General features: G+C 38.6%; 20 protein-coding genes, 1 tRNA gene and 3 pseudogenes. 18 read left to right on the forward strand and 6 right to left on the reverse strand.

The genetic code is table 11. The features are described from left to right. Nucleotides 1-54: 54 nt before the first annotated feature. The 4 genes from C502_RS0114425 to C502_RS18970 all read left to right on the forward strand — a co-directional run bounded on the left by C502_RS0114425 (nt 55) and on the right by C502_RS18970 (nt 2,265). On the forward strand, nt 55-1,077 hold the full coding sequence (locus C502_RS0114425) for an AraC family transcriptional regulator (RefSeq protein WP_026315810.1): 1,023 nt from the start codon (nt 55-57) through the stop codon (nt 1,075-1,077). A gap of 197 nt (nt 1,078-1,274) precedes the next feature. Next, nucleotides 1,275-1,589: a tetratricopeptide repeat protein gene (locus C502_RS18395; RefSeq protein WP_018679521.1), complete on the forward strand. Its 315-nt coding sequence runs from the start codon at nt 1,275-1,277 to the stop codon at nt 1,587-1,589. 50 nt (nt 1,590-1,639) lie between these two features. Next, nucleotides 1,640-1,720 carry a hypothetical protein gene (locus C502_RS19585; RefSeq protein ID WP_244877213.1) on the forward strand — a complete coding sequence of 27 codons (81 nt, stop codon included), beginning with the start codon at nt 1,640-1,642 and terminating at the stop codon, nt 1,718-1,720. A gap of 311 nt (nt 1,721-2,031) precedes the next feature. Then, nucleotides 2,032-2,265: a hypothetical protein gene (locus C502_RS18970; protein ID WP_023274810.1), complete on the forward strand. Its 234-nt coding sequence runs from the start codon at nt 2,032-2,034 to the stop codon at nt 2,263-2,265. Nucleotides 2,266-2,311: 46 nt separating this feature from the next. Here C502_RS18970 and C502_RS0114440 read toward each other — a convergent pair whose 3' ends face one another. Together C502_RS0114440 and argG are read right to left on the reverse strand one after the other, a co-directional pair. After that, nucleotides 2,312-2,995, reverse strand: a complete 684-nt coding sequence (locus C502_RS0114440) for a pirin family protein (protein WP_018679523.1) — start codon at nt 2,993-2,995, stop codon at nt 2,312-2,314. A gap of 194 nt (nt 2,996-3,189) precedes the next feature. Then, on the reverse strand, nt 3,190-4,533 hold the full coding sequence (argG, locus tag C502_RS0114445; protein ID WP_018679524.1) for an argininosuccinate synthase: 1,344 nt from the start codon (nt 4,531-4,533) through the stop codon (nt 3,190-3,192). A gap of 290 nt (nt 4,534-4,823) precedes the next feature. Here argG and C502_RS0114450 point away from each other — a divergent pair, with 290 nt between their 5' ends. From C502_RS0114450 to C502_RS0114460, 3 genes are all read left to right on the forward strand, one after another. Beyond that, the gene (locus C502_RS0114450; RefSeq protein WP_018679525.1) at nt 4,824-6,854 is read left to right on the forward strand and encodes an NADPH-dependent 2,4-dienoyl-CoA reductase; all 2,031 of its coding nucleotides are present in this window, start codon (nt 4,824-4,826) and stop codon (nt 6,852-6,854) included. A gap of 86 nt (nt 6,855-6,940) precedes the next feature. Next, nucleotides 6,941-7,030 (forward strand) — tRNA-Ser (locus C502_RS0114455). A 168-nt stretch (nt 7,031-7,198) separates the two neighbouring features. Then, a complete protein-coding gene (locus C502_RS0114460; RefSeq protein ID WP_018679526.1) occupies nt 7,199-8,410 on the forward strand; it encodes a tyrosine-type recombinase/integrase in 1,212 nt (403 codons plus the stop codon). 46 nt (nt 8,411-8,456) lie between these two features. Here C502_RS0114460 and C502_RS0114465 read toward each other — a convergent pair whose 3' ends face one another. Beyond that, nucleotides 8,457-8,723 carry a helix-turn-helix transcriptional regulator gene (locus C502_RS0114465; RefSeq protein ID WP_018679527.1) on the reverse strand — a complete coding sequence of 89 codons (267 nt, stop codon included), beginning with the start codon at nt 8,721-8,723 and terminating at the stop codon, nt 8,457-8,459. A gap of 22 nt (nt 8,724-8,745) precedes the next feature. Then, nucleotides 8,746-9,036, reverse strand: coding sequence for a pyocin activator PrtN family protein (locus tag C502_RS0114470; RefSeq protein WP_018679528.1), 291 nt, complete (start codon nt 9,034-9,036; stop codon nt 8,746-8,748). A gap of 158 nt (nt 9,037-9,194) precedes the next feature. Here C502_RS0114470 and C502_RS0114475 point away from each other — a divergent pair, with 158 nt between their 5' ends. Further along, nucleotides 9,195-10,274, forward strand: coding sequence for a hypothetical protein (locus C502_RS0114475; protein WP_018679529.1), 1,080 nt, complete (start codon nt 9,195-9,197; stop codon nt 10,272-10,274). Nucleotides 10,275-10,338: 64 nt separating this feature from the next. Here C502_RS0114475 and C502_RS0114480 read toward each other — a convergent pair whose 3' ends face one another. Then, on the reverse strand, nt 10,339-11,271 hold the full coding sequence (locus tag C502_RS0114480; protein ID WP_018679530.1) for a hypothetical protein: 933 nt from the start codon (nt 11,269-11,271) through the stop codon (nt 10,339-10,341). A 619-nt stretch (nt 11,272-11,890) separates the two neighbouring features. On the opposite strand from C502_RS0114480, the gene C502_RS0114485 reads away from it, so the two are divergent. The 7 genes and pseudogenes from C502_RS0114485 to C502_RS0114515 all read left to right on the forward strand — a co-directional run. Further along, nucleotides 11,891-12,775, forward strand: coding sequence for a YagK/YfjJ domain-containing protein (locus tag C502_RS0114485; protein ID WP_018679531.1), 885 nt, complete (start codon nt 11,891-11,893; stop codon nt 12,773-12,775). 121 nt (nt 12,776-12,896) lie between these two features. Next, the gene (locus tag C502_RS0114490; RefSeq protein WP_018679532.1) at nt 12,897-13,163 is read left to right on the forward strand and encodes a hypothetical protein; all 267 of its coding nucleotides are present in this window, start codon (nt 12,897-12,899) and stop codon (nt 13,161-13,163) included. Between the two features lie 17 nt (nt 13,164-13,180). After that, nucleotides 13,181-13,468, forward strand: a pseudogene (locus C502_RS0114495) (DUF932 domain-containing protein); the annotation flags it as partial. A gap of 632 nt (nt 13,469-14,100) precedes the next feature. After that, nucleotides 14,101-15,813, forward strand: coding sequence for a group II intron reverse transcriptase/maturase (gene ltrA / locus C502_RS0114500; protein WP_228129346.1), 1,713 nt, complete (start codon nt 14,101-14,103; stop codon nt 15,811-15,813). Nucleotides 15,814-15,883: 70 nt separating this feature from the next. Beyond that, nucleotides 15,884-16,639: pseudogene (locus C502_RS18400) on the forward strand (DUF932 domain-containing protein); the annotation flags it as partial. A 156-nt stretch (nt 16,640-16,795) separates the two neighbouring features. After that, entirely contained in the window at nt 16,796-17,863 is a 1,068-nt protein-coding gene (locus tag C502_RS0114510) for a YqaJ viral recombinase family nuclease (RefSeq protein WP_018679536.1), read from the forward strand. A 74-nt stretch (nt 17,864-17,937) separates the two neighbouring features. Then, a pseudogene (locus C502_RS0114515) lies at nt 17,938-18,742 on the forward strand (recombination directionality factor); the annotation flags it as partial. Nucleotides 18,743-18,874: 132 nt separating this feature from the next. Here the strand turns inward: C502_RS0114515 and cadR are convergent. Then, nucleotides 18,875-19,267, reverse strand: coding sequence for a Cd(II)/Pb(II)-responsive transcriptional regulator (gene cadR / locus C502_RS0114520; RefSeq protein WP_018679538.1), 393 nt, complete (start codon nt 19,265-19,267; stop codon nt 18,875-18,877). Between the two features lie 86 nt (nt 19,268-19,353). On the opposite strand from cadR, the gene C502_RS0114525 reads away from it, so the two are divergent. The 3 genes from C502_RS0114525 to feoB are packed head-to-tail and all read left to right on the forward strand — an operon-like array spanning nt 19,354 to nt 22,745. After that, nucleotides 19,354-20,649 carry a cation transporter gene (locus C502_RS0114525; protein ID WP_018679539.1) on the forward strand — a complete coding sequence of 432 codons (1,296 nt, stop codon included), beginning with the start codon at nt 19,354-19,356 and terminating at the stop codon, nt 20,647-20,649. Between the two features lie 10 nt (nt 20,650-20,659). After that, nucleotides 20,660-20,917: a FeoA family protein gene (locus C502_RS0114530; RefSeq protein WP_018679540.1), complete on the forward strand. Its 258-nt coding sequence runs from the start codon at nt 20,660-20,662 to the stop codon at nt 20,915-20,917. Next, nucleotides 20,907-22,745 carry a ferrous iron transporter B gene (gene feoB / locus C502_RS0114535; RefSeq protein ID WP_018679541.1) on the forward strand — a complete coding sequence of 613 codons (1,839 nt, stop codon included), beginning with the start codon at nt 20,907-20,909 and terminating at the stop codon, nt 22,743-22,745. Before C502_RS0114530 ends, feoB begins: the two co-directional genes overlap by 11 nt. Nucleotides 22,746-22,777 lie beyond the last annotated feature (32 nt).

Consider the following 22,777-nt stretch of genomic DNA (forward strand, 5'->3'; position numbering starts at 1 on the left):
GGGTAATTTACGCAGCCTTTACTTCGTTTTCGATAAATGTTGGTAGTCATGGGTATGTCTTTAAAAGAATCAAAAATTCGTAGTGATGCTGGAGTTTTTCCTTGGCTAACTTATCTGGCTATGAAAGATATGGGATTAGATACTGATGCTATATTCTCCAGCGTGAATTTTTTAGAGCATTCACTAAATATCCCAAATAAAAATGTAAGATATGACAATCATATTCAGGAAAAATTTTGGGCTACTGCCGAAAAGGTTAGTGCTAATAAAGATATTGGTCTAGTAGTAGGTGGACTAATGCCTGTGCTACGTGGTGATTTGTTTGGATATGTATTTTTAAGTAGCTCAACTTTTGGTCAGGCTTTAAATACAACGATAAAATATTATCAATTATTTACTAGCGCTTTTGATGTTTTAAAGCTTGAAATAAAGGGTGAAGAGGCTTATCTCATAGGCTTAGAGCACCCAGTTAGACATTATTTGGAATGTGCTATCTCGGTTTTATTATCTTATTTAAAACATGTCTCTAATGAAAAATTTAAGCCCTTGGAAGTTTGGCTAACATATTGTGAAGGTGCTGATACTCAGAAGTATCATGAGATATGGGGCTGTCCCGTATATTTTAATATGCCTGAAGGATGCATCAAGTTTAATGCTGATATTTTAAATGATTCTTCTGCTACAGCTAATAAGATATTAAATAAAATCCATGAGACGACTATAGAGGAGTCTTTAACTATAATTGAAAAACATGAACTAGTTTTTAAAATTGAGAATATTCTGGAAGATCAATTAAAAGTAGGAAAATTTAAAATAAATGATATAGCTAAAATACTAAGAATATCATCAAAAACCTTAAGAGCTGACCTAAAAGAAGTTGGTACTGGGTATGAAAAAATTTTAAATGAGTATCGTCAGAAACGCGCCCGAGACTTATTGGAAAACAAAAAATTAAAAACTGATGAAGTGGTCTACTTATTAGGGTTTTCTGAGCCTTCAGCTTTTTCTAGGGCTTTTAAATATTGGACTGGTGAAACTCCTTCACAATTTCGTAAACGTAAAAGAGAAGTTGAATAAATTAGGGGCTTATGAAGTTAAGCATATTAAACAGTATGGTAACTTCCTTTTTAACTTCCTTTTTAACTTCCTTTTTAACTTCCTAAGCCCCTACCTATATTTTTATCTTGTGAGATTGATACTTGCAATCCTATTTGTAAAGCTTTACAGCTAGATTCTGGTTATTTATCCGCGTGTTATTTAGATGGAGAAAATAGATGGAAGCTAATGAGTTAGTAGAAAAAGCAAAAAATATTGCTAATCAGGATAATCCAGATAATGAGCAAGCTTATAAATTGTTATTAAATGCTTATGAAAAAGGTTCGCCAGAGGCAACCTATGCAATAGCTACATGGTATTTACATGGTTACTATGTAGAGAGAGATTTAAAATTAGCTTTTTTATTTTTAAAAGAAGCTGCTGGTAAAAGTTGGCCTGATGCTTTATTTGATTTGGCATTTAGCTATGAAGAAGGTATATATGTAAAGAAAAATAGAAAAAAGCTTTTTATCTGTATCTACAGGCGGCTATAAGAGGAGATTCCGATGCTATATCAGAGGTAGCAAAATGCTATTACTATGGGATAGGAACTAGGAAAAATCGCAAAATAGCTGAAATTTGGTATGATAGAGCAGAAGAATTAGGAAGTATTCGTACAGATTAAATTAAAAAATTAGAATAGAGCAATAAAAGGTCGTGGTCTTTACCCTATTGACCAAACTTTTTATTGGTGCTAATGTAAACAGTAAGGAAGTCATATACTATTTGGGATTTAAGAGAAATCTTGCCTAAATGAACAAAGATATGACAACCTGAACACAAAGCTAACAAGGAACGAAACGATTCAGATCGTTTTTAAAAATGTTCAAGGTTGTAGAAAAGCCCGTTAATCGGGCTTTTTTAATGCCCATCATTTTTAAATCAAATTTACGTTATAGTTTGTCATAAGGATTGGGGTAGCAATAGGGAATTGTGATGCTGATATTTATTATTGTAGTGATTATTATTGGTTTGATTTTATTGTTCTTTTTTGCCAAGAAAACTGATTCTACACAAGATAATTCTGATTATAGCCAGCCGTATTCTTCAACAACCTACTCGTGTGATTCTTCTCAGGATAATGATGCTAGACGTTCTGATGAATGTAGTTCAAATGAGGACTCAAACTCAGACTCAAGTAGTTGTGATAGTGGTAGCAATAATGATTAAAAAGCTTGTACCCCCTGAGGGGCAAGGGATACAAGATAAACCGAGTTTAAGGTAGGTCAAACCAAATCATTTGGCTGGCTTGTAATGCAGTAATCGTTGCAGTCTCATCAAACACTAAAGCATCACCCGCTTTAACCAAATGATCGGCAATCATTACTTCGCCTGAAATCACATGTACATAGTTTACTTTTTTCTGTGCTGTAATCTCTAAATGTTGATCTTTCTCAATGACTGCAGTTTTCACTTCAGCATTTTGACGTATTGACATTGGTGCAGATTCATCACCCGCGATTAAGTGCCATTGGTTTGGATGATCTTTCGGATTCAGCTGAATTTGCTGATAGGTTGGCTCAGCATCTTGTACATTCGGTTGAATCCAAATCTGTAATAGATGCACCGCTTGATCATGTTTGTTCATTTCACTGTGGGTGACCCCAGTTCCAGCACTCATCAATTGCCATTCACCCGCATTGATCTGACCTTCATTCCCCATACTGTCTTTATGAGAAATGGTGCCATCAAGTACACAGGTTAGAATTTCCATGTTGTCATGGGGATGTGTGCCGAAACCATTGTGCGCGGCAACCGTATCATCATTGATCACGCGAAGGGCACTAACCCCCATATATTTCGGGTTGTACCAACTACCAAATGAAAAGCTATGATAGGTGTCTAACCAACCTGCTTTGACATGACCACGGTTTTCACTACGATGTAGATAAGCATTCATCTTTCATCTCCCAATTATTATGTTTTGCTTGATGCTTATATTATCGATTCATAATAGAGATAAATAGTCTTTTATTGCGACATATTGTCCTAAAAATGAAATGATTGAGTATTTAACTTTTTATTTCAAATAATAAAAAAAGGCTGAATCAAATATTCAGCCTTTTCAAGTTGGTAAACGAATTTACCAATCTTTTATTTTGATTTATTTTCTAGCTGTGGAATTGCAGAGCCTTGGCCAACTGCAAGTAAACCTGTTTCAGTATAGATACCCAATTTTGCACGGGTATCGGTAATGTCGAGGTTACGCATGGTTAATTGACCGATACGATCCATTGGCGTAAATACAGAATCACCTTTCTCCATAGTTAAACGCTCAGCTTCATACGTGAGGTTAGGAGATTCAGTGTTCATGATGGTGTAGTCATTGCCACGACGTAATTCTAAAGTCACAGTACCTGTAATGGCTTTAGCCACCCAACGTTGTGCAGTTTCACGTAACATAAGTGCTTGTGAATCGAACCAACGACCTTGGTACAGTAAACGACCTAAACGTAAACCGTTAATGCGGTATTGTTCAATCGTATCTTCGTTATGAATACCAGTCACCAAACGCTCATAAGCGATATGTAACAAAGCCATACCCGGTGCTTCATAGATACCACGAGATTTCGCTTCGATGATACGGTTTTCAATTTGGTCAGACATACCAAGACCATGACGACCGCCGATACGGTTCGCTTCTAAAATGAATTCAACTGGATCTTCGATACGTTGACCATTCAGCGCAACTGGCATACCTTGTTCAAAAGTAATGCTGACTTGTTCTGGTTGGATTTCAACTTCTTCTTTCCAGAATGCAACGCCCATGATTGGATCTACGATTTTAATACCTGCATTGAGGTATTCTAAATCTTTGGCTTCGTGGGTTGCACCCAACATATTTGAGTCGGTTGAATACGCTTTTTCTTTTGACATTTTATAGTCAAAACCGTTGTCGATGAGGAATTGCGACATTTCGGCACGACCGCCTAACTCATCAATAAAGGTTTGGTCTAACCAAGGCTTGTAGATTTTAAGCGCAGGGTTAGTCAATAAACCATAACGATAGAAACGCTCAATATCGTTACCTTTATAAGTCGAGCCATCACCCCAGATATTTACATCATCTTCTTTCATCGCAGTTACAAGCATCGTACCTGTAACTGCGCGACCTAATGGCGTGGTATTGAAATAAGGAACACCACCAGTGCTGATGTGGAATGCGCCACATTGAATCGCTGCAATACCTTCAAGGGCAAGTTGTAAACGACAATCGATTAATCGAGCTTTGACTGCACCGTATTGTTCAGCTTTTTTTGGAATCGCATCATAGTCATCTTCATCAGGCTGACCTAAGTTTGCAGTATATGCATAAGGCTCTGCACCTTTTTGCTTCATCCACAATAAAGCTGCTGAAGTATCGAGACCACCAGAAAAGGCAATCCCAACTTTTTTGCCTACAGGTACGTGCTGCAAGATAGTTGCATTATCAGTCATTGCTTGTCCTAACGTTTATTAGTAAAGACCCCTAGTCGGTAGTCTTGGAGAATAAAAAATCGGAACTATTGTAACACTTTTCATTGAGCTTGTTTTCTTCAAAGAAAAACTAAGCAGAAAAATTATGCTCTAATGCATTTGTTTTTAATTTTTAAGCTGAAAAACATATTCGTTACATTAGTCTTGACTTTAGTGTCAGCATTTTCTCAAAAAGAGTCATAAACTCATATAAAAATTCAGTTAAAGTACTATGCAACAAGTTGCAAAGCCAAAAATATAGAAGGAATACCATGACTAGCTATGCAAATATCTTAAAACCATTACATTTAGGGTTTACGACAATTAAAAACCGTGTGGTAATGGGTTCGATGCACACCGGTTTAGAAGATCGTTTTTTTCATTATCCTAAACTTGCAGCTTATTTTGAAGAAAGAGCGAAGGGTGGTGTTGGTTTAATCATCACGGGTGGTATTTCTCCAAATCGTCAAGGTTGGTTATTACCCGCTGGCGGTACAATGAATAGTTTGGTTGATATTCCGCATCATCGTTTAGTAACCCATTCGGTTCATAAGCATGGTGCAAAAATTTTAATGCAAATCTTGCATTCGGGGCGCTATGGTTATCAACCTTTTGTTGTTTCTTCGAGTGCAGTAAAATCGCCAATTTCACCATTTAAACCGCGTGAAATGAGCAATCAAAATATTTTGGATACCATTCAAGATTATGCACGTTGTGCAAGCATTGCGAAGAAAGCAGGCTATGATGGTGTTGAAATCATGGGTTCAGAAGGGTATTTGCTGAATCAGTTTTTAAGTCGTCATGTCAATCAACGTACTGACCGTTGGGGTGGTGACATTGAAAATCGTATGCGTTTTACTGTTGAAATTGTAAAAGCGATTCGTGCCAAAGTAGGTGAAAAATTTATTATTTGTTTCCGTCTGTCTTTACTTGATTTAGTTCATGACGGAAATACCATGCAAGAAGTGACGATTATTGCGAAAGCATTGGAAAAAGCGGGTGTCACTTTATTAAATACAGGGATTGGTTGGCATGAAGCGCGTGTTCCGACCATTGTGACTTCTGTTCCACGTGCTGCATTTGCGGACTATACCGCATTTGTAAAGCAGCATGTTTCTATTCCTGTGATTGCCTCAAACCGTATTAATATGCCAGATGTTGCCGAAGAGATTATTGCTTCTGGCAAAGCTGATATGGTGCAAATGGCACGTCCATTTTTAGCTGATCCATATTGGGTCAATAAAACTGCAACTAATCGTGTAGATGAAATTAATACGTGTATCGCATGTAACCAAGCATGTTTGGATCATAGTTTTAAGAATCAACGTGCAACCTGTCTTGTAAATCCACGTGCAGCATTTGAAACTGAATTGGTTTATATCAAGACCAAAAAACCAAAACGTATTGCTGTAGTTGGTGGTGGTGTTGCGGGTATGTCAGCTGCAACAGTTGCTGCAAGCCGTGGTCATGCCGTCACTTTATTTGAAGCAAGTACTGATGTTGGTGGTCAGTTTAATTTAGCGAAAGTCGTTCCTGGGAAAGAAGAATTCCATGAAACCATTCGTTATTTTAAAGTGCAAATTAAACAGACTGGCGTAGATTTACGTTTGAATACGCGTGTAAGCCGAGAACAGCTTGAGCGTGAAGGTTTTGATGAAGTTATTGTGGCTACAGGTGTCGTTCCTCGTGCATTAAAAATTCAGGGCAGTACTGCACCACAAGTATTATCTTATGCTGAAGTGTTACGTGGCGCTAAAGTTGGACAAAAAGTTGCTGTGATTGGCGCGGGTGGTATTGGTTTTGATGTGTCTGAGTTTTTATTAAAACCACCACATCAACCTCAGCCACAACCTTTAGCAGACTGGCAGCGTGAATGGGGTGTTGATCCAGATCCTAACTATATCTCTGAAGGTGGGATGCAACGCCCAGAAGTGGAAATGCCAATTCGCCAGATCTATTTATTACAACGCAAAACCACACCACTAGGTATTGGTTTGGGTAAGACATCAGGCTGGGTACATCGTGCACAATTGAAAAAGCACGCTGTTCGTATGCTTCGTGGTGTGCAGTATAAAGCGGTGACTGATGAAGGATTATGGGTTGAGCATAATGGTCACGATCAGTTATTGCGTGTAGACACAATTGTTGTGTGCGCTGGGCAAGAGTCTGTAAAAGATTTAATGCCTAAAGATGGTGAAAATACTTTAGCGAACTATCATATTATTGGTGGTGCGAAGCTCGCTGCTGAGTTAGATGCGAAACGTGCAATCCGTGAAGGCGCTGAATTAGCCGCTAAACTCTAATAATTGATGAAACATTATGCATTTGAATACATTGCAGTTAAATTTCTCTTGAATAAAGAGAGTAAGCTTTGTATTCTTACGCACATGGAAGCGTGGCAGAGCGGTTTAATGCACCGGTCTTGAAAACCGACGAGGGTGTGAGTCCTCCGTGAGTTCGAATCTCACCGCTTCCGCCAAATTCAAATTTCTGACACTGTTTAACACTGTATAAGTTTTTGATTTATAAGGTTAAAGTTGGGAATTTACAATATGACAAGCCGTGACGCACTATACCAATCGGCAGTTATAAAGTAGTAAAAAATGCAGTAAGATTATTTCTTACTGCATTTTTTTATGTCTGAATTATGGCAACTCGTGGAATCAATAAACTTAGTGCTTTACAAGTTAAGAAAGCCAAACCTGATCCTGATAAGATGTATAAGCTGTCAGATGGGGGAAATCTGTATCTGCGTATTGACCAAAGCGGTAGCAAGTACTGGATATTCAATTACACACGCCCATTCTTAGGCAAGCGTAACGATTTATCTTTGGGTACTTATCCTGAAGTTTCACTGGATGATGCTCGCACTATACGTGATGAATATAAAAAACTCATCAAGCAGGGCATGGACCCAGCAATGGAGCGGATTGAAACCAAGTCTCAGAAACAGAAAGAAGCAGAAAATACCTTTCGTATTGTTGCTGAAGCATGGTTATATAAACGTGAGTTGGAACAAAAGCAGGATGACGAAACGATCCGTCGCTTAAAGCATGATGTTTATCCTTATATTGGTGATTTAATCTTTCCACAACTTACCCTTGAAGTACTTGAGGCTAAAGTCTTTAAACGGATTATTGATCGTGGGTCTTTATCTGTTGCCAAGCGTCTTAAATCAGACCTCAACCAGATTTTTAAATCGGCACGTAAAAAGAAGCTGATTCAATATAACCCGATTGAGGATATTGACCTACCTAAACCGCAAGGTGGTAATTTTGCAGCAGTGACAGAGGAACAAGACCTAGCACCGATGCTGAATAAAGTCTGGAATTACTCACAGATACATGCACGCTGTTTGCTCACCACACAGGTGGCGTTAAAAATCTCTGTGCTGACCTTTCAGCGACCTGGCGAAATACGTCAGCTTAAAAAAGAGTATTACTACCCTCAAGAACGCTGTTTTAAATTTACTGCCAGTAAAACCAAGCAGCTCCATATTGTTCCCCTGTCAGATCAGGCATTTGATTTGATTGAATCAATTATTGATCTACACCCTTATAGTGAATATATCTTTGTTGGTCGGGATGGTAAAACCTGTATTTCTGATAATACAGTCAATTCAGCTCTGAAACGATTAGGCTATGGTGGGCAGCAAACTGCACATGGATTGAGGGCAACCGCACGTACCATGCTGGATGAGATTCTGGAGCAGCGTGTGGACTTTATTGAACATCAACTGGCGCATAAGGTAAAAGACAACAATGGTACAGCTTACAACCGAACCAAGTTTCTGAATAAACGCCAAGAGATGATGCAGGAATGGGCTGATTATTTGGAGTCCCTGCTTGAGCCTATATGATAATCAGCAAGAAGAAAGCCTGTCATGTGAGACAGGCTATTTCAATTTATGCAGCTTTCAATGTCTTTTGTTCAAGCCAAGCATTGATTTGGCTTTCCGTCCACGTTGGCATACTGGCGGTTAAGTATGTCGGTTCAGGAAAATCACCCCGACGGATCATCTTCCAGAAAGTTGATTCCGCAACATTCAGCAAGCCTTTGGTTGCAGGCTTATGAGACAACCGACGTCTGCGACCACTACGATCTACATAGTCCTTTGCTGGACGTTCAGGATAATTCACCAAATCCTTGACACGATAGCGAGCTTCTAACATTTTAATCTCCCTCGTCCGTGTATTATTCTTTAGGCTTGGTTGATTTTTGCACGGCTGATTTAAAGCTCTGATGATTTTTTAGATAAATTTCATCTATAGCTCTAGCCAATTCGTGTATCTCCACAAAAAAATGACCTTTTTGACTGCCTTCATCAATCCGAAAGCATGTGAAAGGCAATTGCTGCTGACGAGCTTTTTCTTTCATTTTCTCTGGGCATAAATGTGAGTAATACACAGTTCTGATGTCCTCCAGTTTGATATGGATTGATCGGAACTGTAAAAATAAATAATCGATTGTGTTTAGGTGATTCATAGCGACTCCATTAAATTTGATTTGAGACAAACCTAAGCAAGACGAAAAAAATGCAGCAGGTGCAGCCTGACACTTTTCTGTGTTGCTTTGTCAGAGGGGATTGTAATGCGGCATGTGGTATGTAAAAATGCAAAAAACAAGGGGACTTTTTTTTGCAAATGCCAAGAATAACCGATACCCAAACTGCTGTACTCAATATCATGGATTACCTATTTATTCAGGATGTTGAGTCTCTTGCATCTTTTAATGATGCCAAAAATACTTTCAACGCTGATCTATCGGCTATAATTAAGCGTATCAATTCAGTTAGACGAAATGAGGGAAAAATAGCGCAGTTGTATAAACACTATGTATTATGTGGTCTTGAGATGATGTTAAATCTTCCATTTGAAATAGAAGACCCAATTGAACAAGAACAATTAGATAAATCCAATTATGTTTTAGATAGAATCATTTATAACGTTTTATTAAATGATTTTTATGATGATGAATTTTTAGATGATATGAAGAATTTATTTAACTATTTTCAAGAATTAAGGTTAGATAAAGGAACGATTTTTAAAGTAGTGAGACAAAGTCTTTATTTTGATTATGACAATGTTTCCATTGTGGCATATAAAAGATTTATAGATTTGGGCATACTTACTACTGAACAGTATGACTGTGATCTATCAACAATAGATGAAGATTTTCTTGAAAATTCATTCATTAGATCAATGTTGTTTATTGAATTTGATATTTTAAAAAGACAGTTTGATACTGAAAAAAAGTTTAAAGATAAGAAAATAGAAATAGATTTAAATAACTCACTAGAAGAAATAGAGCGTATTTTTTTAGCGATTCGGTCAGTAAAAAAAATGCAGCTTAAAGAAAAATTTGGTTTTATCAGTATATTAGATATTGATATAAATAATAAAAAAGATGTAGGGCGATATATAGTGAACCTAAGTGAGGTTTTGGGTCACGAAACCTCATTTTTAAAAAAAATTCCAGACTGCATTGGCTTCATAGGTTGTTGGTATTTAATTCACTCTAAAGAGCTTAACCCAGATAGCCCAACGTATTATGAGCTATATGATGACCAAGCTGTTAAGTCACGGCATAAGAAACCTTGTGATAATAAGGCACTAGAAGAAATATTGAAATATGGTTTTGAATTAAAGAACAGAACTTTACATTCACGCTATATTGATTTATATAGTTTTTATGACAGGATGAGAATGTCATTAAACTTTTAAATAATTAGTTGGGTTGTATTGAAATATTAATACAACCCTAAGTGGAATTATGCAAAACTAATTGTTAAACGGAATATAAGTATTTTTCATTTATAATGATACCTTCCTCAATTGCACATTTATTAATTAAATGTTCAATCATTCTATCTTCAGTTTTCTTATGTTTTGCTGCAAGTATTATTAGTAATTTTTTCGTTTTATCTGTTAGGAAATAATGATGTTCTCTTCCTTTCCTATTTTTTTGATAAGATTTTTGATACCAAGCATTAGACAATTGTTTCTTTAAGTTGATATAAGCATGTTGATTTGCATAGTACATAATATCAAAAATTGAATTAACCCAAATGCCAAAGTCAGCATCTTGTAAAGGCGTAAATTCGATCTGATTAAAATCCCTAAAGTCTGATGTATTTTTGTCGATGTAAGTTTTTGCCCATTTATAGAACTCAGGATGATCATAATTTTTAAAGTGCAAAGATTTTGCACTAATAATTTCGCTATGCTTTCTTTCTATTCGTTCAAGTTCTCGACTGCTTCTATAATATTTTCTATAGGTGAAAATAATATAAAGGAATCGAACATAGGTGTTTGCGATAGATTGGTTTTGGCGATAAATATCACGATTATCAAATGATATTTTATAAAGTGCAAAACTCAATAATCGCCTATCTGTTTTATATTTTGAAAAATCACGACTTCTAATCATGAGCGATTCTTTATAACTGTTAATCAAGTCCATGAAAATTTCAGAAGTAGTCTCTGTTTTATCCTTTAGCTCATAAATTAAATGGCTTTTCAACTCATTAAGGTCTTTGATTGAGTTTAATTTATCAATGTCCTTATCCATTAATTGTGGATCATGTTCATCCTCTATATCCATGCGTGATTCAAACTCAATAGCGTCCTTATTGATCACATGAAGTAACCAGACACTATCTTCTGTATTCAACTCTTTAACCAGTTTGATTAGATCATCATTGCGTGATGTGTAGCTCATGGTGCTTTCCTTTACTAAGATTTATATAAACTTTATTAAAGGTGAGTATGAGTTTCAACGAGTTTTTCTGTATGTTTTCCCACGATTTAGCGTGATTTTTTAATAATTTTTTTATAGCCCATAGAGAGCATGCCAAAGCACAATTTTGTACCCACTACCTCCAATGACACATCACGAAATCCTGTATCATTTGGCTTTGTCATTCAGATGATGGAAGTGACAAAATTGAAGTTATACAAAAGGCGTTTCTGCAATAGTTCACGACCAGATATTGTAGATAACCACAATAATAGGTCTCTAATATTGGCGAGACAATAAAAGAATACTGATGAATGATACCAGATTTTTGATATATTTACCATCGGATAACTTTAACTGGATTTATCTTGTTTTATTTTAAGGCTGACTATGCTAAAAGCCTTGATATTATTGTGTTTGGATGGTGCTTTAATATATTTTAATTTGATTTTTTAGTTATGTGTAATGACTTTGTTTATAAATATATAATCAACTTATTAAACTATTCATTAAAAGAACTTAATTTAATAATCTCTAATCTTAAATTTAATTATTAAAATAATTGTCACTTCATATAGTTCTAAACTATAGGTAAGTGACCATGAAGTTTGAAAACACCTCATCAAGTAAAATATGTGAAGCAAATCTATCTATTGAGATAGAAGATTTTATAAAATCCAGTTTATATGCAACAAGACAGCCTCGCTCTTTTTATAAAAACTTTTGTGAATTACTCCTTGATTTTGATCAAGTCTATAATCCTGATTTTAGTTATTCAAGTTTATTGCAGTTATTTTGTAATTTATTATATGAGTATCATCTTGATTTAGATTCACCAACAGACTTATTGAGATGTTTAAAGCGCAGATCATTTGATGAATGGCAAAGATATTTCAATACAATGAAAAGTGCTCATTTAAACGAAAGACGACAACACCGTTATAATGAAAGCCTACATGCTGAAAACCTAGATGGGCGATTGACTGAATTAACCAAAAGCTATAAAGCTCTATTGGTTGTCAGTATCGAGTTAAGTTATATCACCAATGTTAATATCCAGAGAGTACAAGATGATCTGGAGCGTTTCCTTAGAAAAGTAAACCGCTCTAAATATGGAGATGATGTATTACTACTGGTATGGGCTTTGGAACAAGGCAGTAAGAGCAAAGGCTATCATTACCATGTTGTATTTATTTTTGATGAACGAGACCGTATAGGGGCATGGACGATTGCGAATGATATGGGTGAATTATGGCAAGATATTACAGATGGGGATGGATGTTATTTTAATTGCCATGATCGTCGTTATTTAAAGCAATATGAAGAAAATGGAATGGTAGGGATTGGTATTATTTACAGTAATTTAAAGTACCAAGTGGATAGGATGCGTGCGGTTTTATTATATTTAGCCCGACCCAAGAAAGAACAATATCTCAGGATTAAAGCCACCAAGAAGATGAAGACCTTTGGTATGTCACAACGTTGATCCCAAAAAATCACAGATATATATCATTAACATGAAGATTGAATGTTTCTTTTATCCCTTACATTCAAAAACACAGGCTTGCCGATTGGTAAGCCTTTTTTCATTTAATGAGGATTATCTTATGAATATTACATGTCCATATTGCTATTCAGCCAATGTTAGCCGTGCAACTACACAGCCATCAGGCAATAACAGTTTTTCTTCAATGGCAGGTGCAGGGATTGGTGCAAGCCTTGCCAAGAGTTTCCCTACGCCATTTTCACCATTACTGGGTGGGCTTGCAGGTGCAGTGGTTGGTGGTTTGCTGGATAGTCTGGTTCAACCCTCACAGCCACAGCAGCCTACCGCTTATTTCCATTGCAACAATTGCCAGCACAATTTCAACTAAGGACAGGAGAAATCATCATGGCACATCAACTTGAACAAATGGCGTACGTCGGTGAAACCCCGTGGCATGGTCTGGGTAATCAACTCAGTCCACATCAACCGATTGAAGTCTGGGCGCAGCAGGCAGGCATGGACTGGCGGATTGAATCATCCGATGTCAGTTACATGGCAAAGAATGATCGGGGACAATCTATTATTCTTCCTTATGAGGAACAGCGTGTTTTATACCGTTCTGATACCCATGCACCTTTATCGGTAGTCAGCCAGCGTTTTCAGGAAGTTCAGCCCAAAGAAATCCTTGAGTTTGTGTGACATGAGGTTGTTTGAGTAATTGTTCCAACGAGGAAACTTGTTGAGGAACCTGATGTTCCGTCATCAGTAGCCTACTGGCACATGCAGGATTGGTAACGATTCTGTGTGAAACTGCTGGGACAATGTAGCTGGGCTTAAAGCCCATATCGATGCTGTGAAGCAAAGGTATGACCTGCGAGCATCAATGCGGGTACAGCGCTAGGCTAGATGGTATGACCAACATAAGTGAACTGCTGATAAACATCGTTAGGATTAACAAGCCAAAGATGCTGATAGGCTTGAACCAAAAGGTATGCGACTGGTTATTCCTTTGAATTCTAGGAATACACGGACAATAAGGTCGCCGGTGGAAAGGCAGGGTCTAACCCATTTCGTTACTCAAATGAAACATGGTAAGCCCGTATCATTGCCTTAATTAGGGCAGGCAAACTGTAAAGGATGCTGTTGGTGGTGCGGGTAAAGGAATGTGGAGAAAGCGAATGCCACTCGGTAATGGAGAGGATAGGGATTGAGTGATTTAGCAATATTATCCCACGCGAAAGCGGGCAGACTTCCACAAGGTCTTTCTTTACGAGAGAACTTTATTAACCTTCTAAAAGAGGGAATAGCAGATGACTACGCAACAAATGATTTGCGCGGGTGCACCCTCACACCAAGTGATAGCATGGTCCAATATTAATTGGGCAAAATGTCATCAGGAAGTGCGAAGGCTCCAAGCGCGTATCGTAAAGGCAACACAGGAAAGGAAACATAACAAGGTCAAAACTTTGCAATGGATTCTTACCCACTCGTTCAGTGGCAAAGCATTAGCCATTAAGCGAGTTACTGAAAATCAAGGCAAGCAAACCTCAGGGGTAGATGGTGTTATATGGTCTACTCCTGAATCCAAATCTCAAGCAATCCTGTCACTCAAGCGGCGAGGGTATCAGCCTAAGCCGCTTAGGCGTGTCTATATTCCCAAAGCCAATGGGAAGAAAAGACCGCTTGGAATACCAACCATGCACGATAGAGCAATGCAGGCACTTTATCTACTTGCGCTTGAACCCGTGGCGGAAACGACTGGGGATCATCGTTCATTTGGTTTTCGAACCAAGAGATCCACTGCGGATGCAATTGAACAATGCTTCATCGTATTGTCCAGAAAACATGGTGCTCAATGGGTACTCGAAGGTGATATCAAAGGTTGCTTTGATAATATCAGCCATAACTGGCTATTGAATCATATTCAAACGGATCGCATGATTTTGAAGAAATGGTTGAAAGCTGGTTATATGGAAGACAAACAACTTTTTCCAACTGAGGCAGGCACTCCACAAGGTGGGATTATTTCACCTACGTTGGCGAATCTTGTCTTAGATGGGTTGGAAGCTAAATTAGAGGCTGCTTTTAAACAAAAGCGGTACGCTAATAGAATCCAGACTCGTCTGAAGGTCAATTATGTACGTTATGCGGATGATTTTATTGTAACAGGTTGCTCGAAAGAGTTGCTGGAACAAGAAGTCAAACCAATCATTGAGGACTTTATGAGAGAGCGTGGACTTATGCTTTCGCCAGAAAAGACCAAGATTACGCATATAGATGAAGGTTTCGATTTTCTAGGTCAAAACCTACGTAAGTACAATGGAAAACTATTGACTAAACCCTCCAAGGGAAATGTGGCAACATTTCTGGAAAAGGTTCGTAAAGTCATCAAAGGGAATAAGACACTGGATCAAGAACATCTGATTTATAAACTTAACCCAATGATCCAAGGCTGGTCAAATTATCATAGGCACATCGTAGCGAAAGAAACATTTGCTCGCGTAGACCATGAGATTTGGTGTGCTTTATGGCAATGGGCACTTCGTCGCCATCCTCAAAAAGGAAAAGGCTGGGTTAGAAACCGTTATTTCCATACTGTGGATACTCGTAATTGGGTATTTGCAGAAGCGACAGGAGAACGATTTCCAGATGGAAACCCGATTCTGAAATCACTGAGGAAAATGGTTGATACTCCTATTCGAAGACACCATCCGATTAGATTAGAAGCTAATCCTTTTGATCCTACATGGAATGGGTATTTTGAGGAGCGTATGAATCTCAAAATGCAGCATTCGTTGAGAGGGAGGAAGCGGCTTAATTATATCTGGTCAAAACAGGATGGTTGTTGCCCAATTTGTCGAAAACTGATTAACAATGAATCTGGGTGGAAGTTGCATCGCAAATCTTTACCCTTTCAAGGTCAGCAACACGGATTCACTGATACCATTATGGTGCATCCTCACTGCTCTAATCAGATCAATGCCTTAGATTTAAAAGTTGTGAAGCCGGTTCGCGAAAGTGGACTTAGGAAGGCTTGAGCCGTATGCGGGGAAACTCGCACGTACGGTTCTTAGGGGGGAATGGTGTAGTAATACAGTGTTCCTACCCGACTATCGTGATCTGACCGAACAATCAGGCTTTGAACTGGAAACCGCAGGCGTATTGAAAGGTGGCAAGAAATTCTGGGCATTGGCACGGACAGGACAAAGCACCACTCTCAAAGGTAAGGATGTCAGCAATGGCTATATTCTTCTCGCAACAGCATGTGATGGCACACTGGCAACCACAGCACAATTTACCTCTATCCGTGTGGTGTGTAATAACACTTTGGCGATTGCCTTACGTAATGGCAGTACCAGTGCAGGCGTAGTGAAAGTTCCACACAGTACCCGATTTGATGCGGAAAAGGTCAAACAGCAACTGGGTATTTCCGTTCGTGCATGGGATGAGCATATGTATGAAATGAAACAACTGAGTCAGCGTAAAGTCACCCAGCAGGAAGCGGCAGCCTATTTTGATGCGGTATTTAACAATACCAGTCTCAGCATTGCTGAACAGGATGACAGCATTATCCAGTTCTACCGTAATGTGGCAAATGAAGCCCAAAACGCTGCGACCAATAAAACTGAACCGAATGGACGAGCCATGTCGAAAGTCATGGATATGTTTAATGGTCAGGGACGGGGTGCAGAACTCAGTTCAGCCAAAGGTACAGCCTATGGTTTACTGTGTAGCATCACTGAGTTTGTTGATCACGAACGTCGAGCCATGAGTACCGATCACCGACTGGATTCAGCATGGTTTGGTACAGGTGCAGCCATGAAACAGCGAGGACTGGAACAGGCACTCAGAATGGTGGTCTAACTTTGGCTGGATTTAGAACCAGTCAAATTAGCCTAAGGAATATACCGATTGCTTAAATCCTTTGTTTCCCTCTACCCAAAACTCCCTTTTGCCACATCGCCCTGATGTGGCTTTTTTTATGCCGCAATTTTAATTTTTACAGACATGGAGTATCTAATGAACCATATTGTTGAACCACAAACCAGTAAATCCACAGCCTCAGCATATTTAGCATCACTCCCACAATCTGCTAAACCACACCGTTCCCATGCCAAACGTCTTGCTAAAACCAAAGGTATGAGCCGTGAACAATGGCTACAAGTCAGAAAACAGGGGATTGGCAGTAGTGATGCCGCAGCAGCCTGTGGGCTTAATCCCCACATGAGTATGCTGGAACTATGGATGATTAAAACAGGTCGGATGCAGACACAGCCTGATCAACCCACCCAAAACAGTTATTCACCCTTATATTGGGGCAATCAGCTTGAACCTCTGATTGCCAATTATTACCAGCACAAGACAGGTCATAAAGTGCGTAAGGTCAATGCAGTGTTACAGCATCCTGATCCTGACAAACACTTTATGTTAGCCAATTTGGACTATGCCGTTGTGGGCTGTGATGAAGTGCAGGTATTGGAATGTAAATCTGTCGGTGAATGGGGAACCAAACTCTGGCGTGATGGTGTGCCTTTATACGTGATTATTCAGGTACAGCATCAACTGGCAGTCACAGGCAAACAGGCAGCGCATATCTGTGTCTTGATCTGTGGACATGAAGCCAAGATTTTTAAGGTTGAACGCAATGAAATTGTGATTGACCAAATCATGACTTCTGAACGGATATTCTGGAACTGTGTTGAAAATGACATACCACCGAGTGTTGATGCCAGTGAATCAGCCGCCAAAGCCCTGCAACTGCTTTACCCCCAACATACACCTTTGCAGAGTGTTGATTTCTCTATGTTAGAGGGAGTCGATCAACTGTTTACCGACCTACTGCATGAGGAAAAACAACTCACCGACCATCAAACCAAGTATGACTATCTCAAGCATCGGATTCAGGCATTAATGAAAGATGCCGAAAAAGCCATATTTACTCAAGGCAGTGTGACATGGAAGAAGTCCAAAGACAGTGTGGTGCTGGATCAAAAGGCATTGTTACAGGCACAGCCTGAGCTATTGCAACAGTACCCACAATCCCGTCAGGGTAGCAGACGATTTAATGTTTATTCTGCAACGGCATAAACCACCTGTCTTGATCTGCTTCTACCACATCAATCTATTTTTCATTCCCTAAATTTGTAATAAGGACAATCACCATGATTAAAGGTCTCGCAATTACACCACCCGTTTTAGGACGTATCAGTATTGGCAAAATTGTCGAAAAGAATGGCAAACGACTCCCTGAAAAAGATGACCAGTTTACCATTACCAGCCAAATCCAAAACAAGGATGGATGGGTGAAACATCCACTGGATGAGCAACTACGTGCCAAAGCACCTAATCAAAACCAAAAGCTGAGAAGCATTCCAGTTCGTATGATTTTTAATGATCCTGAGTTGAACCTACGGGCAGAGTACAGCTTATTTGACCGACAAACAGGGCGTTTAATCTGCTCAGGCAATGGAGAAACTTGTCAGCGACTCGGACAAAACGGTATTGAACAACATCCATGTCCATCACCTGATTTATGTCCATTGGCGCAAGGTGGACTGTGTAAACCCTACGGACGGCTGTATGTGAATCTAGATGAATCGGATGAGTTTGGCACATTCATCTTTAGAACCACAGGCTTTAATAGCATTCGTACCTTGGCAGCACGGCTTCGTTACTATCATGCGGCATCGGGTGACTTGCTTTCATGTTTACCATTGCAACTAACGCTAAGAGGAAAGAGTACCACTCAAAGCTACCGTACCCCGATCTATTACGTGGATTTAACTTTACGTGATGGTGTGAATTTGCAGGAGGCAATTACGTCAGCCAAACAGATCGATGAACAGAGCAAGGCAGCAGGGTTTTATCAGGAGGCTTTGGATCATGTGGCACGACAAGGTTATGGCAATGCCAGCTTTGAGGTGGGAGGTGAGGAGGGGCTGGATATTGTTGAGGAGTTTTATAATTCAAATGAGAAAGAGGAGCCTCACCAATGTGGTGCTTTATTGGGTGTAACGACAATGGGACAAGAGTTAGCTCGTAGTGTTAAAGCACTAAATTAATAGCTAAGGGAACTTTTAGGTTCCCTTAGCAACTAGCTCAAGCTAAATTTTTTAATACGCCACATTTATCAGCAGTACATAAACCGTCACAGGTTTTCCGAATTTCTAACAACTGCTCGATGAGTTTCTGTTGGTTTTTAATACTATCTTGTACATCTCTAATATGAGAATCAATAAGTTCGTTTACTTCAGAACAATTTTGGGCAGGCGTATCTTTATAAGTTAATAATTTCTTGATTTCACTAAGATTCATGTTCAATGTTCGACAATTGACAATAAATTTTAATCTATCAATATAGTTTTCAGAATACAGTCGATAGTTACCCTGATTTCTTTCGGGTGGTGGGATTAAACCTTCTTTTTCATAGAACCTGATTGTTAATACTGAACAAGAGGTTTTCTCAGATAACTCACCTATTTTTAAGAACATGGTAATCAACAAAAACTAGCTTGACTCTATAGTAGCTATAGGGATTTTAATATGCAATAAGTAAAGATATGACTATAGGCACATCAATGAGTGGTTGCGGTTGTAATAAAGAAAGTTCTTGCGACGATACCAAGCAAAAACAAAATGAATCAGAAACAGATTCTTGTAAAGGTAAAGATTCAGCTACTGAAGTAAGTAAAAGCTCTTGTTGTGGTAATGAGTTACAGCAAGGAGCTAACTCTGATGAAAAAGATACTTGCGGTAGTAACCAGCCGTGTTCTACGCAGTCGAATTCATGTTGTGGTTCGGATTCGATAACTTCACCTGAAACGATTCGGGGGAGTGAAGATACAGCGACTTTCATCAGTGACTATAACATCCCGAAAATGGATTGCTCCGCAGAGGAACAAATGGTTCGGATGACTTTATCTTCATTAGTAGATGTTAAGAGGCTGGTATTTGATTTGCCAAACCGAAACCTAAAAGTTCTGCATAATGGTGAAAATAATGAAATCACTGCAAAACTTGAAGCTCTTGGATTTGGAGCAAAATTAAATAAAACTGAAGCTTATGAAAATAAAGAGCACACACAAGAAGCCAGTACTTTTCTGATTCCAAAGATGGATTGTTCGGCAGAAGAGCAAATGGTCAGAATGGCTCTTTCTCCCTTGCATGAAGTTAAAGGTTTATCATTTGATTTGGCACAAAGACAGTTAGTTGTTTTCCATACAAATGGGATTAATGAAATTACCACAAAACTTGAAGCCCTCGGTTTTGGTGCAAAGCTTGTGGAAACAGTAAAAGCCACTGGGGAATTGCCTGAAACGCCAGATCCGACTAAGCAGGCGAAAGTCCTAAAATTATTACTAGCGATTAATGGTGTTCTTTTTTTTATTGAGTTCATAAGTGGCATCATTGCTGCATCGACGGGGCTTATTGCGGATTCTCTTGATATGTTTGCAGATGCTGCCGTTTACAGTATAGCACTTTATGCGGTAGGGAAAGCAGCTAAATACCAATTAAAAGCAGCTCATTTTGCAGGATGGATTCAACTTTTATTAGCTTTGATCGTTATTATTGATGTTGTCAGACGTTTCATGTTCGGTAGTGAACCAGAGTCAGATTTGATGATCATTATTGGCTTTTTAGCACTTATTGCCAATGTGACGTGCTTGTATCTCATTTCTGGGCATAAAGATGGTGGAGCCCATATGAAAGCGAGTTGGATCTTCTCTGCTAATGACGTGATAGTAAATATGGGAGTAATTTTAGCAGGTGTACTGGTTGCATGGACGGGCTCAGCTTATCCAGATTTGATTATTGGTATTCTTGTTTCATTATTTGTGCTGAATGGCGCTCGAAAAATTTTGGCGTTGAAATAAGGTACAGACAATGAATTTATTTCAAGTAAAGCAAGATCAGACTGTAAAAATCATTGATCTTAAAAAGGGTGAACAGTATCAAGATAAAAATGATCCTGTTCTGGAGCGTTTAGAACTGCTGGGCTTTAGAGTAGGTGAAACCTTACAAGTGCTTGCGAAAGGGCTTTTTGGTGGTGATCCTGTGTTGGTTCAAATCGAAACCTCACGTTTCGCCTTAAGAAAAAATGAAGCAGAACGAATTTTTGTAGAGATTACCAATGGACACTAAAAATATTGCACTTGTTGGTAATCCTAATTGCGGGAAAACATCACTTTTTAACACCCTCACAGGGACTCGTCAAAAAGTTGCAAATTATGCTGGGGTAACAGTTGAACGTAAGGAAGGTTTTTTTAAACTACCTTCTGGTGATACCGTTCGAGTATTGGATTTGCCTGGGACTTATAGTTTAAAACCGAGCAGTTTAGATGAGGAGGTCACTAGAGCAGTATGCTTTGGTGAATTAAAAGGCGAAGTCATACCTGATATTTTTGTATGTGTTGTCGATGCTACGAATCTTCATCTTCATTTAAGTCTTGTACTTGAAGTCAGAGCTTTGAACAGACCAATGTTACTTGTTCTTAACATGATGGATGAGGTTAGAAAGCGTGGGATTGCAATTGATACAACGAAGCTATCTCAGCTTTTAGGTATTCCTGTTGTTGAGTCAGTAGCTGTAAAAACAAAAGGCATTCAGGGACTATTGACCCAATTGGATCAAAAGAATTTGTTTGTTGCCCCTTATCATTCTGATCTGAGTCACTTTGACCAAATCAAATATATTACAAAACAAGTCATCTTGAAAAATGATAATGGTGATAAACGAACGGCTTTCTTGGACAAAATATTCTTACATCCAGTTTTTGGATTATTAATATTGACCTTTACCATGTTTGTAATGTTTCAGGCAGTCTTTATTTGGGCTCAACCATTAATTTCCTTTGTTGAGGATTCGATTACATGGTTTAGTGGTGTTATTGGACCTTTAATTTCGCACCCACTTCTAAGAAGTTTGATTGTTGATGGTGTGATTGCGGGTGCAGGTAGTGTCCTTGCCTATATGCCTCAAATTCTTATTTTATTTTTCTTTATTTTAGTTTTAGAGGAATCAGGTTACTTACCTAGAGCTGCTTTTTTATTGGATAAACTGATGTCTAAAGCAGGTTTAAGTGGGCGTTCATTTATTCCACTGCTTTCAAGCTTTGCTTGTGCCATCCCAGGAATTATGGCAACACGAAGTATCAGTTCAGAAAGAGATCGTTTAGCAACGATTATGATTGCACCTTTAATGACGTGTTCTGCACGATTACCTGTATATGCTTTGCTGATCGCTGCATTCATTCCAAACAAGTTGGTTTATGGGTGGCTCAGTTTACAAGGTCTAGTTCTATTCGGGCTTTACATGTCAGGAATTGTATCCGCTTTATTGGTTTCTTTATTCCTGAAATTAGTCAGAAAAGATAAAACTGAAAGTATTTTCATTTTTGAATTACCTACATACCGTATTCCAGATGTTCGAAATGTAGCTTTGGGGCTTTATGATAGAGCAACTATATTCTTAAAAAGAGTTGGTGGAATTATTGTCGCGCTGTCTATTTTATTATGGTTCTTGGTAACGTTCCCATTACCACCCGATAACCCAACAATGCCACCAATCAATTACAGTATAGCTGGACAGTTAGGGCATTTGATTCATCCAATATTTGCTCCGATTGGATTTACTTGGGAAATTTGCATTGCTTTGATTCCTGCAATGGCAGCTCGTGAAGTGATTATTGCTGCATTAGGCGTGATTTATGCAATGTCTGGCGATGAGGATGCAGTTACCCAAACTCTATTATCTCAAATATCAGGTCCTGATGGATGGGGATTAGCAACAGGTATGTCATTGTTGGTTTGGTTTATTTTTGCCCCACATTGTTTAGCAACACTAGCGACTATTCGAAGAGAAACAGGAAGTTGGAAACAACCAACCATAATGGCTGTTTATCTCTTTTCGTTGGCTTATCTATTCGCTTTTATCACTTATCAAGTTGTTAGTCGTTTAACGGTTAATTAAAGATGAGTCTGACTGATATCACGTCAAAAATC

This window comes from Acinetobacter tjernbergiae DSM 14971 = CIP 107465 (assembly GCF_000374425.1).
GTDB classification, from domain to species: Bacteria; Pseudomonadota; Gammaproteobacteria; order Pseudomonadales; family Moraxellaceae; genus Acinetobacter; species Acinetobacter tjernbergiae.